The sequence below is a fragment of the Mucilaginibacter myungsuensis genome (assembly GCF_015222005.1).
Classification (GTDB): domain Bacteria; phylum Bacteroidota; class Bacteroidia; order Sphingobacteriales; family Sphingobacteriaceae; genus Mucilaginibacter; species Mucilaginibacter myungsuensis.
This window is the reverse complement of the sequence record NZ_JADFFL010000001.1, coordinates 495,484-508,740: the sequence shown is the minus strand read 5'-3', so window position 1 is coordinate 508,740 and position 13,257 is coordinate 495,484. Positions and strand designations below refer to the sequence as shown.

Sequence of the window (13,257 nt, the reverse complement as noted above, 5' to 3'; positions counted from 1 at the left end):
ATCCCGGCCTCCCCGAAGGGGAGGAATATAAGCCTTTACTTTTAAAGCCCTCCCCTTCGGGAGGGTTTGGGAGGGGTGGAAAAATTGACAGATCTTTCCGCCTTATAAACCTTTGCAATTCGCGCTTAATTGCGTTAATTGCTTACACAAACCAATTATAAAACCGGTAGGTCGTTCTATCCCAATGAATGGTCGCCCTAATTCCTGAAAGAAGATGACTGAGATCAAAAAACATTTCATCCGTACCGCATTTATTTTGCTGGCGGTTATTGGCGTTAACATTGCGGCTAAAGCGCAGGACAAGATCGAGGGCCAATGGTTCAACGCCGAGAAGACCGGCAAGGTCGAGATCAAGAAAGATGCCTCAGGCAAGTTTAATGGTAAGGTAGTTTGGCTAAAAGAACCTTTGAAAGACGGCAAACCAAAATTGGACGAGATGAATACCAACGAGAAATTACGCACCCGTCCGCGTTTAGGATTACCTGTACTGAACGGGTTTGTTAAAGACGGTGACAACAAATACGTTGATGGAACGATCTACGATCCGCAAAACGGTAAAACATATTCCTGCAAAATGACCCTGAAAGGTAACTCGCTTGATATCCGCGGATACATTGGTATCTCGTTATTAGGCCGCACCACTACCTTTACCAGGGCCGATTAAACTATTGATCTGACGAATACAAAGGTTTTGCAAAGCTATTTAGGCTTTGTGCCCTTGTGCTTCCTATACTTTGCCCTTTGTGCTTTTAAAATACCGCACGTTAAACTTTACATCTATCCAAGATGAACACTAAACGTATAATTAAAAAAGTAGCTGTATTAGGCTCTGGTGTGATGGGGAGCAGGATCGCCTGCCACTTCGCTAACATTGGCGTGCAGGTGCTGCTACTGGATATCGTCCCAAAAGATGCCGCTGCTGATAAAAAGAGCCGCAATAAGATCGTGGATGATGCGCTCAATTTTGCGCTAAAATCAAATCCTTCACCTATCTATTTAAAGTCTTTCGCCAAGCGGATCACTACCGGGAATTTTGATGACGATATGTCCAAAATTGCCGATTGCGATTGGGTGATAGAGGTTGTGGTAGAGCGCCTTGATATCAAGCAACAGGTTTTTGAAAAGGTTGAGCAGTTCCGCAAGCCGGGTACGCTGATCACCTCAAATACTTCGGGTATACCGATCCATTTGATGACCGAAGGCAGGAGCGAGGACTTTAAAAAACACTTCTGCGGTAGCCACTTCTTTAACCCCCCGCGCTATCTGAAACTGTTAGAGGTCATTCCGACCAAAGATACGTTACCTGAGGTGGTGGATTTTCTGATGCATTTTGGAGAAAAGTTCTTAGGTAAGACCACCGTGTTAGCAAAAGATACCCCCGCCTTTATTGGTAACCGTATCGGCGTATTCAGCATCATGAGCATTTTGCATTATGTAGAAAAGTCAGGCTTGACGGTTGAAGAGGTTGATAAACTGACCGGTCCGGTTATCGGTCACCCTAAATCGGCTACATTCCGCACTACAGATGTGGTGGGTTTGGATACCATGGTGCATGTAGCCAACGGACTGAAACAAAATGCGCCTGACGATGAGGCTAATGCCCTATTCGGTGTTCCCGGATTTGTCAGCAAAATGGCTGAGAACAAATGGCTGGGCAGCAAAACCGAACAGGGGTTCTATAAAAAACAAAAGGTGGACGGTAAAAGCGAATTCTTTGCGCTTGATCTGAAAACCCTGGAATACAAACCATCGCAAAAAGTTAAATTCCCAGTTTTGGATACCACCAAGACAGTGGATAATATGAATGAGCGTTTAAAGATCCTTTTTGCTGCTAAAGACAAAGCCGGGGACTTTTACCGCGAAGTGTTCTATCAATTATTCGCTTATTCCAGCAACCGTATCCCGGAGATAGCCGACGAATTATTTAAGATCGATGCTGCCATGAACGCCGGTTTCGGCTGGGATATGGGGCCATTCGAAAAGTGGGATGCTTTGGGCGTAGAGAATACTGTTAAAGCTATGGAGGCCATTGGCCATAACCCTGCACAATGGGTTTACGATATGCTGGAGAGCGGCGCGACGTCGTTTTATAAAATAGAGGACGGTCATAAAAAATATTACGATATCCCCAGTAAGTCGTATAAAGTTATCCCGGGTACCGAGCAGTTCATCTTGCTGGATAACATCCGCGCAAGCAAAACCTTGTGGAAGAATAGCGGTACCACCATTACCGACCTTGGCGACGGCATCATCAACCTGGAATTCCATACCAAGATGAATACCATAGGTGGCGAGGTGATAGAGGGTATCAACAAAGCCATTACCCTTGCCGAGGCATCTTACAAAGGTTTGGTCATCTCTAACGAAGGAGTCAACTTCAGTGCAGGAGCCAATGTTGGGATGATCTTTATGATGGCGGTAGAGCAAGAGTTTGATGAACTGAGTATGGTTATCCGCGCCTTCCAGAATACGATGATGCGGATACGTTATTCGTCCATCCCGGTAGTGATCGCACCGCATCAAATGGCCTTGGGCGGAGGATGCGAGATGTGCCTGCATGCTGATAAGGTAGTAGCTCATGCCGAGTTATATATGGGCTTGGTTGAGTTCGGGGTAGGATTGATCCCGGGCGGCGGCGGTACCAAGGAGTTCGCTTTACGCTTATCAGATGACCTGCAGGATGGCGATATCGAAATGAATAATTTCCGCGACAGATTCTTGACCATTGGCCAGGCCAAAGTTTCGACGTCTGCTTATGAGGCCTTTGAATTAGGACATTTAAAGAAAGGCCGCGATGTCGTGGTCGTATCACGTAACCGTTTGTTAGCTGAAGCTAAGCAACAATGTTTGACCATGGCAGACGAAGGTTATGTGCAGCCGATACCACGTACAGATATTCGTGTATTAGGCAAGCAGGCTTTGGGCTTAGGTTACATAGGTGCAAATAGTATGTACAGTGGCAATTACATCAGCGAGCATGATGTGAAAATATCGCAAAAGTTAGCTTATGTTCTCTGTGGTGGCGACCTGTCGCAACCTACCACGGTTAGTGAAGAATATCTGCTCAATTTAGAGCGCGAAGCATTTTTGCAGCTCTGCATGGAGCGCAAAACTTTAGAGCGGATACAGAGTATTGTGACGGGCGGGAAGGTGCTGAGGAATTAGGTATTAGAGTCAAGAGTAAAGAATCAAGAGACAAGACGGAAGTCTGGAAAAGAGAGCCAGGAGTCAAGAGTAAAGAATCAAGATAGAAATTGAGGAAAGAATCAGGAATATAGAGTCAAGAGCCAAGATAAAGTGGTCAAAGTAAAGAACGATGTAATTGTCTTAATTCTTGATTCTATATTCTTGACTCTACTAAAAAAATAAGCATGGACGCATACATAGTAGCAGCAAGCCGCAGCGCAGTTGGTAAGGCCACAAGAGGTGGGTTCAGGTTCACCAGGCCGGATACACTGGCGGCGGATGTGATCAAAAATTTAATGGCATCGGTGCCTAATGTTGATAAGGATCAGATAGATGACGTGATCGTAGGTAATGCGACGCCCGAGGCTGAGCAAGGCCTTAACGTTGCCCGCTTGATATCGCTGATGGCATTGGATACCGACAAAGTGCCGGGCATGACGGTGAACCGATACTGCGCATCGGGATTGGAGACGATCGCTATCGCATCAGCCAAAATATCGGCAGGTATATCTGGTTGTATCATCGCCGGCGGCGTAGAAAGCATGAGTTTGCTGCCTATGGGCGGCTGGCGTATCGTGCCTAATACGGATATTGCGTTAACAAACCCCGATTACTATTGGGGGATGGGCTTAACGGCTGAGGCAGTTGCTAAAGAGTACAATGTTGGTCGCGAGGAGCAGGATCAGTTCGCTTTTAATTCGCATCAAAAGGCCATCAAGGCTATCTCAGACGGTAAATTTAAGGATGAGATAGTCCCGGTAAATATTACCGAGGTTTATGTAGATGAAAGCGGCAAGAAAAAGAAACGCGACTTTACCGTTGATACTGACGAAGGCCCGCGTGCCGATACTTCTTTAGATGCTTTAGCCAAACTGAAGCCTGTTTTTGATGCCAAAGGTGTTGTGACCGCCGGTAATTCATCGCAAACCAGCGATGGCGCGGCATTTGTGATGGTAGTATCAGAACGCTTTTTAAAGGCCAATAACCTGACACCGATCGCCCGTATGGTCAACTATGCCGTGGCCGGCGTACCGCCAAGGATAATGGGTATCGGTCCGCTGGTGGCTATCCCTAAGGTGTTGAAAGCTGCCGGGATGAAACAGCAGGATATCGACCTTATCGAACTGAATGAGGCTTTTGCGTCGCAATCACTGGCCATCATTAAGGGCTTGGAATTGGATCAGGATATTGTGAATGTTAACGGCGGGGCTATCGCCTTGGGTCACCCGTTGGGGTGTACAGGGGCAAAGTTGTCTGTACAGTTGTTCAATGAATTACGGCGAAGAGATAAAAAATACGGCATGGTGACCATGTGCGTAGGCACAGGACAAGGAGCAGCGGGAATATTTGAGTTGTTATAGATCGGTGAACGGTTAATTAGTGATCAGTGATCAGTCGATGGTTGCCGTTAACTAATAAACTGATCACCGGTTAACCGATCACTAATTACTGAGAAGAATGAACGCCACAAGATTATTTGATTGTATGCCGGTACAGGCAGCAGCACCGGTGGGCGGTCTGCTGAATGCTAAGGTTAATGGCGAGTGGAAGCCGTATAGTACTGCCGAAGTGCATACCATGGTCAACCAGTTGTCCATGGCTTTGCTTAATGCTGGTATATCGGCCGGTGACGCGACTACCGAGGGCAGGGACAAGATCGCGCTGATCAGTAATGGTCGACCGGAGTGGGTGATACTGGACCTTGCGGTACAGCAGATAGGTGCTATTTTGGTGCCGCTGTACCCTAACAGTAACGCCAAAGAATTGGAGCAGATCCTGAACGAGGCCGAGGTCAGATACGTGTTTGTAAGTAATGCCGAGCTTTGTGGTAAGATAACCGAAGTAAGGGAACATATCCCATCGTTGCGAGAGATATATGCTTTTGACGAGGTGGCGGGTTGTCTGCATTGGACGACGATACTTGGCCCGTTAAAGAGCGGCGACGAAGAAAAGATCAAAGCGGAAAGTAATAAGGTGCGTGCCGAGGATGTCACCACGATCATCTATACTTCTGGCACTACAGGCAGACCCAAAGGCGTAATGCTGACGCATAAAAATATCCTGACCAACGTGCTGGATTCGAGCAAGGTTCTTGATCAGGTACCCGCACCGAATAAAAGCGCATTGAGCTTTTTGCCGTTGAATCACATTTTTGAGAAAATGTGTACCTACATCTACTTGTTTAATGGTTTCTCGATATCGTATGCCGAAAGCATGGAAACCATCGGCCCGAACTTGCGTGAGGTGAAACCGGACATTTTTACCGCTGTTCCACGCTTGTTGGAAAAGGTTTTTGAACGTATTATGGGCGAAGGGCAAAAGCTGACCGGCATCAAAAAGAAGATCTTTTTATGGTCAATAACTGTTGCTGAGCAGTTCGAGATATCCGGTACCAGTGCCTGGTATAAATTGAAGTTAGCTATCGCAGATAAATTGGTTTACAGTAAATGGCGGGCGGCTATTGGCGGTAACGTGAGAGCCATCGTTGTTGGTAGTTCGGCTACGCCGATCAAATTAGAGAAGATCTTTACGGCAGCTAACATAGTGATCTTGGAAGGTTATGGCCTGACCGAGACCTCGCCGGTTATTGCCGTTAATCAATACCATCCTCATCTGCGCAAATTTGGAACTGTAGGTCCGCTTTTGGGAGATGTTGAAGTGAAGATAGCCGACGATGGCGAGATCCTTTGCAAGGGCGATAACGTAATGGCCGGTTACTACAAAAATCCGGAGATGACCGCCGAGGTAATGCAGGATGGATGGTTCCATACAGGGGATATCGGCACATTAGAAGACGGAAAATTTTTAAAGATCACAGATCGAAAGAAAGAGATTTTCAAAACATCAGGCGGTAAATACGTTGCCCCGCTACCTATCGAAAATAAAATGAAAGAGAATCATTTTATTGAGCAGATGATGGTTGTGGGCTCCGGCCGCAAATATGTAGCGGCATTGATCGTTCCGTCTTATACTAATCTGTTGCCCTGGTGCAAGGAGCATGATATCCCAGTGGACAACCATCATGAGCTGATCAAAGATACGCGGGTCCTGGATCTGTTCAAGAAAGCGGTAGGCGGTTTTAATGCCGAATTTAATCATGTAGAGCAAGTGAAAAAGATCGCTTTACTGGCCGACGAATGGTCGGTAGAGCGTGGCGAGTTAACCCCGACCGGAAAGATGAAACGTAAGGTGATCACAGAGAAATACGACACGCAAATAAATCGTTTATATGCTGACGGACAGATCGCTGCCGGCTGTATTGAAGTTAGCCCCGCGCACGTATGAGCACTATACAATTAAATATCGTAGATGGCCTGGCTACCGTTACGCTGGACAGGGGACGGTCGAACCCGATCAACCACCAGTTAATAAAAGACCTGACTGCGTGTATCCAGGACTTTGAGCATAATAAAGAAGTTAGTGCCGTTGTCATTACCGGGAAAGACGGTTTTTTTTCATCGGGTATCGACCTGATAGAAGCTTATAGCTACAATGAGGAACAGATCCGCGCCTTTTGGGTAGACTTTTTGCAAATGCAGGTCGCATTGGCATCTTTCTCTAAGCCTTTGGTGGCAGCTATTACCGGACATAGTCCCGCTGGTGGATGTGTGATCGCTATCTGTTGCGACTATCGGGTAATGGGCGAAGGTCAGTATATTATTGGCCTGAACGAGATACCTGTAGGCATCATTGTGCCGGATAGCGTATTCAATTTATACGCATTTTGGTTGGACCAACACAAGGCTTATCAATACCTGATGGAGGGCAAATTACTTTCTCCTGCCGATGCTTTGGCTAATGGTTTGGTTGATGAGGTTGTTCCGGCACAGGATGTATTGGCACAGGCCGAAGCTAAAGCCCACGCCTATATGAAACTGAACAATTTCACCTGGAGCCAAAGCAAATTGAATTTACGGCGCGAACTGATAAACAAACTGAATGCCGACCAAAGCGCCACGTTGGATGTGATGCTTAAACAATGGTGGGCACCAGCTACCCGCAAAGGTTTAGAAATGATGATACAACAGCTAACCGCTAAAAAATAAAGCTATGGCAGTTACAGGAATGTTAAAGGACGACGCGCTGAAAGGTAAGACCATCATCGTTACCGGTGGTGGTACGGGCTTGGGCAAAGCCATGGGTACTTATTTTTTGCAATTAGGCGCTAACCTGGTGATCACCAGCCGTAAACTGGACGTGTTGCAAAAGACCGCCTCCGAAATGGAAGCAGAAACAGGCGGCAAAGTTTTAGCCGTAAAATGCGATGTTCGCGAATATGCCCAGGTGGAAGAGATGTTAAAAGTGTCGGTCGAGAAATTCGGTAAGGTGGATGCCTTACTCAATAATGCGGCAGGTAACTTCATATCACCCACGGAGCGACTGTCTGCCAATGCATTCTCGGCTGTTATTGATATCGTACTTAAAGGCTCATCTAACTGCTCGTTGGCTTTAGGTAAATATTGGATCAACCAAAAACTACCCGGTAATATCCTGAATATTGTAACTACTTATGCTTTTACCGGTTCGGCTTATGTTGTTCCATCAGCAGCAGCCAAAGGCGGGGTATTGGCTATGACCCGTTCATTAGCTGCCGAGTGGGGCAGGAGAGGTATCCGCACCAACGCTATAGCCCCCGGACCGTTCCCGACCAAAGGTGCATGGGAGCGTCTCCTACCTGGCGAAATGGCAGAGAAATTTGATTTTAAGAACCGTGTTCCTTTAAAGCGTGTAGGGGAGCATCAGGAGTTGGCTAACTTATCTGCGTTTTTGGTATCCGACTTTTCCGGCTATATCAATGGCGAGGTGATCACGATTGATGGTGGCGAATGGCTGCAAGGTGCAGGTCAGTTCAATGCTTTGGAAATGGTGCCCGATGATATGTGGGATGCCATAGAGAAAGCGACGAGGTCGGCTCAATGATAGAGGTATATCGTTATATCCTCATCTACATAATCGTCAGTTATAGTGATCTTATCGGTTAAAGTCCGGCAATGGTTCAATATCACTTCCCGGTCGTAAGCAACCAATAGACCTTTCACCGGCATCTCCCGCAAAAAATTAAAGGCGAGGCCAATTGTGCAGTCATTATAAAGTTTGGTGATCGCTTTGAAAATGAATTCCGGATCTTGACTACCATAGTTTAGTGAGCCACTCGCAAATACATAATCGGTTGTAGGTAGCTGTTTGCTGATAAAACTGCCCGACATGAAAGATGTATTTTTCAGATCGCTATATTGTTTAACTGCTTCGTCATATAATTCGGGGATCTGTTCTATGCCGTAATAATATCGAAGCGCGGGATACAGATCGGTTAGGTAACGGTACAGATCCGCGTAACCACATCCTGCATCTAATACGGTACAGCCATTCAAATCGCCTATACCCGCCAAAACTTTAAAACGGATCAACTGGCTTTCCTCATCGCGCCAGCCTAAGGCAAAGCTGCTGTCTTTGCCATAATGTTTGATCATTTGCCGGTGGTAATAAGAAATTGCATAACTATCCCTCACCAAGTCATTAGCCGCCATCTTACTTTTTAACCAGGTTATCATACAGGCTGTTGATGGTTTCGCGTAAGATCGGTGTGATATCAATGTTTGGATTTGAACTGGTCCCGTTGGTAATCACTACAAAACCGAATTTTTGTTCGGGTTGAAAGAACATGGCGCTGTATAGCCCATAAGCTGAACCTGTATGGCCTTTCATAATTGTCCCCGGGATCAGGTCGGTCACCGTGCGGATGGCCAGTCCGTAACCGTCCTTATCGGCAATTTGTGTCTGCATCGTTTTAGCGCTCTCTTTTGATATGATGCGCTTACCTTTCGGCGCTTTGCCGTAGTTCATGTGCATCATCATGTAACGGGCCAGATCAGTGGCTGATATCTTCATGCCCCCTGTGGGCGAGAAGATCGGCGTATTGCTGCCCATCACGTAGTTTTCTATCTCGTTGCGTCGCGGGTTGTATGCCAACGGGGCAGGTACGAATGTTTTGGTATTCCGATTATACTCATAAAGGGTAACAAAACGAGCGCTGTCCAGCATGCTCACCTCATAACCTGCATATAGCCCAAGGGGTTCAATAATATGGTGCTTGATGTAATGATCAAAACGTTCGCCGGATATTTTTTCGATCACGGTACCTACCATATTGTAATTTAAGTTACAATACTGATAGCCTTTGCCCGGCTCATAGTCGTTGTAACATTTAGCCCAGTTTGTGCTTTTATCGGGGTTGATCACATCTAAATTGAAATAACCCTGGCTGTCGTTAATGCTCGATGTATGCGACATTACCATTCGTAAAGTGATCACGGTTTCGGGATATTTAGGGTTGCGTATCTTAAAGCCGATCAGTTTGCTAAAGTCATCATCAAGGGATAGTTTCTTCGCCTCGGCTAACTGCATAATGCCTGTGGCGGAAAAGGATTTGGAAATAGAAGCTATCCGGAAGATGTCAGTGTTGTTTAGTGGCACGTTTTGCCCGATATCTTTCAATCCGAACGAATGAGTATATATGAGCTTATTATCCTTCACTACGGCTACAGCCAAACCTACGGCGTCGAATTTTTTGATGATGGCGTCGATGTCTGTCTCGGTCTTTGCGGTTTGAGCTAAAGTTATCCGAGATGAGATGATCAATGTCATCAAAAGCATTAATATCGATCTTAACGTTATCTTGAGCATAACCAAAATTACAGATCAAGATAACATTATCGCCGCTATGCCGGCACTAATTTTTACTTACCAACGCATCTATCTGTTTTTGTAACTCCGGATCTGCAGGCTTTAGCGCATCTTCGGACACGACCTTGCCGGCCGGATCGATCAAAATAAAACGCGGTATGCCCGACACATTGAAATAATTTTTGAATTTATCATCGGATCCAATAGCTGATAATTGTATGCCTTCCATGTTATTTTCGGCAATAAATTTTTTCCACTTAGCCTCGTCTTCTTTAGGGTCTACCGATACGCTTACAAACTTGATATTCTTACCTGCATACCTTTTTTCCATATCCTTGATGGCCGGTATCTGGCCAATGCATGGCAAGCAATAGGTCGCCCAAAAATCAATGAAAACGTAATTGCCTTTCATGTCGCTCAGGCTTATTTTATCACCATTTTTATCTGCGTACGTAAAATCAGGAGCCGTAGTACCTTCTAAAGTTTTACTGCCTCTGTAAATGCGCGTAATTTCTGCAATGTAATTTTTGTCGGCGTCAGAATTGCTATATTCCTGATAAGCCTTGTCAATGTCTCTTTTCATCCTGAACTGGCCCAGTACATATTGAAATTCAAGCTCTTTTTTTATGATGGGGTCTGTAATGTAGGTAGCATTTATTTTGTCGTTAAATGCCTTTCCTGAAACAGACTTATCTTTAGCCCACATGGCATTATTAAGGTTGATGATGCATTGCTGAAACAAAGCCCGGTAACTTGCCGAGTTCTGATATGCAAAAGCATCGTTCAAATTCAGATCGTTCAAAACGTTACATTTTGCGCTATCGGCGGCCGACATGGTTTTTACATGCATGTCCTTCTGCATCTTTTTCATGCGGGCAGTCAAAGCGGTATCAACTTTACCAAGGCGTTGATTTTTTATCCATTCGAACTGAATGATAGAAAGCTGCCTTTGCATCGTTGTATCTATACCGTAATTAGGCAGGTAATCCATCTTAAGCTTTTGCTCCTCAAATTTGATGTCATCTGTTTGTGACTTTTTAAAATAGGCAGAACCGGTGGTCTTATTAACTACCGTCGTTGCGGTTTTTTTAAATTTCTCTACCGAACTAAAAAAGGCCGACGGCTCTACCATATTTATTTCATTGGTAAATCTATTGTAGGCTAGAGGGAATGACTTTTGCTTCAGTTGCGTTATCTGCTGTATCGCTTTGTTCTCAGCACTGCCCTTGCCGGTAAATACGGTATGGTCAGTACCCTTGTCGATATCAAGTGTCATACCCGGCTCAAGAAATACAGGCTGATCAATATTGGTAAGATCATAGTAACCGGGCTTTAACGTCAAGCTGGTACTGAACTTACCGTCGGCTTCGACCTTTATATCTGCTTTTAGATGGTCCAGTTGTTTTATCTCCAGTTTCTTGCCGGCGATACCGGGTATTGTGCCTGATAGATTTAAATTTTGGGCTGATGCAGTACCGGCGAGGAGCGTTAAAAAGGCAATTATTGAAGGTTTCATGGCGGTTGTTACGTTGGGTTTATCAAATGTATAAAACAATAACGAAGGATTTAGTTTAAATACTGAAATAATTTTCCTCACTAAAAAGTGGCTAAGTGTTAACTTTATCACATGAAGATCGCTTTAGCTTCCCCGCCATATCCCAAGAGCATTGCTGACGGTTTATACTGGATCGAAAAACTTGTTAAAGACGCTGCGCTGCAAGGTGCGGTCATTGTTTGCTTTCCCGAATCGTACTTGCCTGGTTATCCCGGACTTGGTTTCGTTCCCGAAGAAGCCGGGGCCGAGAAATTACAAGATGCTTTAAACAAGGTATGCGAAATAGCTAAGGATAATTCTATCGCCATTATTATGCCGATGGATCTTTACAAAGATGATAGGATCTATAATGTGGCGCAGGTGATCGGTAAGGAAGGGGAGGTGTTAGGCTATCAAACCAAAAATCAATTGGACCCATCCGAAGACGATATTTGGTCGCCCGGAACGAAGCGTCAATTATTTGAGGTCGACGGGTTAAAGTTCGGTTTGACCATCTGCCACGAAGGTTTCCGTTATCCCGAGTCGGTGCGTTGGGCGGCACAGCAAGGGGCACATCTGGTGTTCCATCCGCATTTGGCTGGTAGTGACATTGAGGGCACAGTGCCAACCGAATGGGGGAGTATGAACAATCCTTACTACGAAAAAGCCATGATGATGCGCGCATTGGAAAATACCATTTACTTCGCCAGCTGTAATTATGCCACCAAGTATCCGGAGTCGGCCTCTTCTATTATAGCGCCTAATGGTGAAGTTTTGGCGCATGCACCCTACACTGAAGTCGGGGTGACCGTAGCCGATATAGGCCCTGATAAAGCGACCGGCTATTTAGCTAAGCGTTTTAAAAACCGGTTGTATAACGGGGCGGTGATTTGATCTTCTCTCAAAATGATATTAATGGACTGAAGGGTTTGATGGTTATCTTTGTTTCATGACATTCAGAGCCTTCATATTTACGATATTGATCACCGGTACTTGCACGCTGCCCAATATTTCATTTGCCCAAACGGTAAACGAACCTAAGAACAACCCTGCCGAATGGTCGCGCCCGTACCAGCCTTTCCGTATAGCAGGCAACCTTTATTACGTGGGCACATATGATCTGGGCTGTTTTCTTATTACGACCGATAAAGGCAATATCCTTATCAATACAGGGCTGGCAAATTCTGATAAGATCATCGCTAATAATATCCGCACACTTGGTTTTAAACTATCCGATACTAAGATACTCTTAACCACCCAAGCGCATTTTGATCATATGGGTGCCATGGCAGCCCTTAAAAAGCTGACAGGTGCAAAAGTTTACGTCAACGCTAAGGATGCCCAAGTAATGAAAGATGGTGGTGCATCCGATTACGCGCTTGGTAATGGAAAGCCTGTCTACACGCCTGTTACTCCCGATAAGCTACTGCACGATGGAGATGTGATCACCTTAGGCGCAACAAAATTGGCGATGTTGGATCACCCCGGCCATACCCAAGGCTCATGCAGTTACATGCTGACCACATCCGAAGGAAAGAGAACCTACCGCGTACTGATCGCCAATATGCCTACTATCGTTACTGAAAAGCCATTTGGTCAGTTGCCGTCATACCCAACGGTAGAGAAAGACTATGTTACCACCTTAAGAAAAATGAAGACTTTGAAATTTGATATCTGGGTTTCATCGCACGCCAGTCAGTTCGGTCTGCATCAAAAACATACACCGGGTGATGCTTATGATCCGGCTAAATTTGTCGACCAGGCTGGTTATGAAAAAGCATTGAACGATCTGCAGGCAGAATTTGATAAGATGGTAGGGAAGAAAAAGTAATTAAAACAACAAAAGCCTCCCA

At 45.4% G+C, this 13,257-nt stretch carries 11 protein-coding genes; 8 read left to right on the top strand and 3 right to left on the bottom strand.

Annotated features, from left to right (window positions below; genetic code table 11):
• Positions 1 to 214 precede the first annotated feature (214 nt).
• From IRJ16_RS02140 to IRJ16_RS02115, 6 genes are all read left to right on the top strand, one after another.
• Entirely contained in the window at positions 215 to 664 is a 450-nt protein-coding gene (locus tag IRJ16_RS02140; RefSeq protein WP_194109864.1) for a DUF2147 domain-containing protein, read from the top strand.
• A 122-nt stretch (positions 665 to 786) separates the two neighbouring features.
• The gene (locus IRJ16_RS02135; protein WP_194109863.1) at positions 787 to 3,165 is read left to right on the top strand and encodes a 3-hydroxyacyl-CoA dehydrogenase/enoyl-CoA hydratase family protein; all 2,379 of its coding nucleotides are present in this window, start codon (positions 787 to 789) and stop codon (positions 3,163 to 3,165) included.
• A gap of 206 nt (positions 3,166 to 3,371) precedes the next feature.
• Positions 3,372 to 4,547, top strand: a complete 1,176-nt coding sequence (locus IRJ16_RS02130; protein WP_194109862.1) for an acetyl-CoA C-acyltransferase — start codon at positions 3,372 to 3,374, stop codon at positions 4,545 to 4,547.
• A 97-nt stretch (positions 4,548 to 4,644) separates the two neighbouring features.
• Entirely contained in the window at positions 4,645 to 6,471 is a 1,827-nt protein-coding gene (locus tag IRJ16_RS02125; RefSeq protein ID WP_194109861.1) for an AMP-dependent synthetase/ligase, read from the top strand.
• The gene (locus tag IRJ16_RS02120) at positions 6,468 to 7,232 is read left to right on the top strand and encodes an enoyl-CoA hydratase/isomerase family protein (RefSeq protein WP_194109860.1); all 765 of its coding nucleotides are present in this window, start codon (positions 6,468 to 6,470) and stop codon (positions 7,230 to 7,232) included. Before IRJ16_RS02125 ends, IRJ16_RS02120 begins: the two co-directional genes overlap by 4 nt.
• Positions 7,233 to 7,236: 4 nt before the next feature.
• Entirely contained in the window at positions 7,237 to 8,106 is an 870-nt protein-coding gene (locus tag IRJ16_RS02115) for an SDR family oxidoreductase (protein WP_228079748.1), read from the top strand.
• Here the strand turns inward: IRJ16_RS02115 and IRJ16_RS02110 are convergent.
• The 3 genes from IRJ16_RS02110 to IRJ16_RS02100 form a co-directional block, all read right to left on the bottom strand.
• Positions 8,100 to 8,738, bottom strand: coding sequence for a class I SAM-dependent methyltransferase (locus IRJ16_RS02110; RefSeq protein WP_194109859.1), 639 nt, complete (start codon positions 8,736 to 8,738; stop codon positions 8,100 to 8,102). The genes IRJ16_RS02115 and IRJ16_RS02110 overlap by 7 nt on opposite strands.
• Positions 8,716 to 9,831, bottom strand: a complete 1,116-nt coding sequence (locus IRJ16_RS02105; RefSeq protein ID WP_228079746.1) for a serine hydrolase domain-containing protein — start codon at positions 9,829 to 9,831, stop codon at positions 8,716 to 8,718. The genes IRJ16_RS02110 and IRJ16_RS02105 overlap by 23 nt, the downstream gene beginning before the upstream one ends.
• Before the next feature lie 85 nt (positions 9,832 to 9,916).
• Positions 9,917 to 11,386, bottom strand: coding sequence for a TlpA family protein disulfide reductase (locus IRJ16_RS02100; RefSeq protein ID WP_194109857.1), 1,470 nt, complete (start codon positions 11,384 to 11,386; stop codon positions 9,917 to 9,919).
• Between the two features lie 111 nt (positions 11,387 to 11,497).
• On the opposite strand from IRJ16_RS02100, the gene IRJ16_RS02095 reads away from it, so the two are divergent.
• Both IRJ16_RS02095 and bla read left to right on the top strand, forming a co-directional pair.
• Positions 11,498 to 12,298 (top strand): carbon-nitrogen hydrolase family protein, encoded by an 801-nt coding sequence (locus IRJ16_RS02095; protein ID WP_194109856.1) that lies wholly within the window; start codon positions 11,498 to 11,500, stop codon positions 12,296 to 12,298.
• Positions 12,299 to 12,353: 55 nt separating this feature from the next.
• Positions 12,354 to 13,235 (top strand): subclass B3 metallo-beta-lactamase, encoded by an 882-nt coding sequence (gene bla, locus IRJ16_RS02090; protein WP_194109855.1) that lies wholly within the window; start codon positions 12,354 to 12,356, stop codon positions 13,233 to 13,235.
• Positions 13,236 to 13,257 lie beyond the last annotated feature (22 nt).

Bases quoted from the DNA above. Each gene is read 5' to 3' on its own strand.
- IRJ16_RS02140 (WP_194109864.1), top strand. From the start codon at position 215: ATGACTGAGATCAAAAAACATTTCATCCGTACCGCATTTATTTTGCTG.
- IRJ16_RS02135 (WP_194109863.1), top strand. From the start codon at position 787: ATGAACACTAAACGTATAATTAAAAAAGTAGCTGTATTAGGCTCTGGT.
- IRJ16_RS02130 (WP_194109862.1), top strand. From the start codon at position 3,372: ATGGACGCATACATAGTAGCAGCAAGCCGCAGCGCAGTTGGTAAGGCC.
- IRJ16_RS02125 (WP_194109861.1), top strand. From the start codon at position 4,645: ATGAACGCCACAAGATTATTTGATTGTATGCCGGTACAGGCAGCAGCA.
- IRJ16_RS02120 (WP_194109860.1), top strand. From the start codon at position 6,468: ATGAGCACTATACAATTAAATATCGTAGATGGCCTGGCTACCGTTACG.
- IRJ16_RS02115 (WP_228079748.1), top strand. From the start codon at position 7,237: ATGGCAGTTACAGGAATGTTAAAGGACGACGCGCTGAAAGGTAAGACC.
- IRJ16_RS02110 (WP_194109859.1), bottom strand. From the start codon at position 8,738: ATGATAACCTGGTTAAAAAGTAAGATGGCGGCTAATGACTTGGTGAGG.
- IRJ16_RS02105 (WP_228079746.1), bottom strand. From the start codon at position 9,831: ATGACATTGATCATCTCATCTCGGATAACTTTAGCTCAAACCGCAAAG.
- IRJ16_RS02100 (WP_194109857.1), bottom strand. From the start codon at position 11,386: ATGAAACCTTCAATAATTGCCTTTTTAACGCTCCTCGCCGGTACTGCA.
- IRJ16_RS02095 (WP_194109856.1), top strand. From the start codon at position 11,498: ATGAAGATCGCTTTAGCTTCCCCGCCATATCCCAAGAGCATTGCTGAC.
- bla (WP_194109855.1), top strand. From the start codon at position 12,354: ATGACATTCAGAGCCTTCATATTTACGATATTGATCACCGGTACTTGC.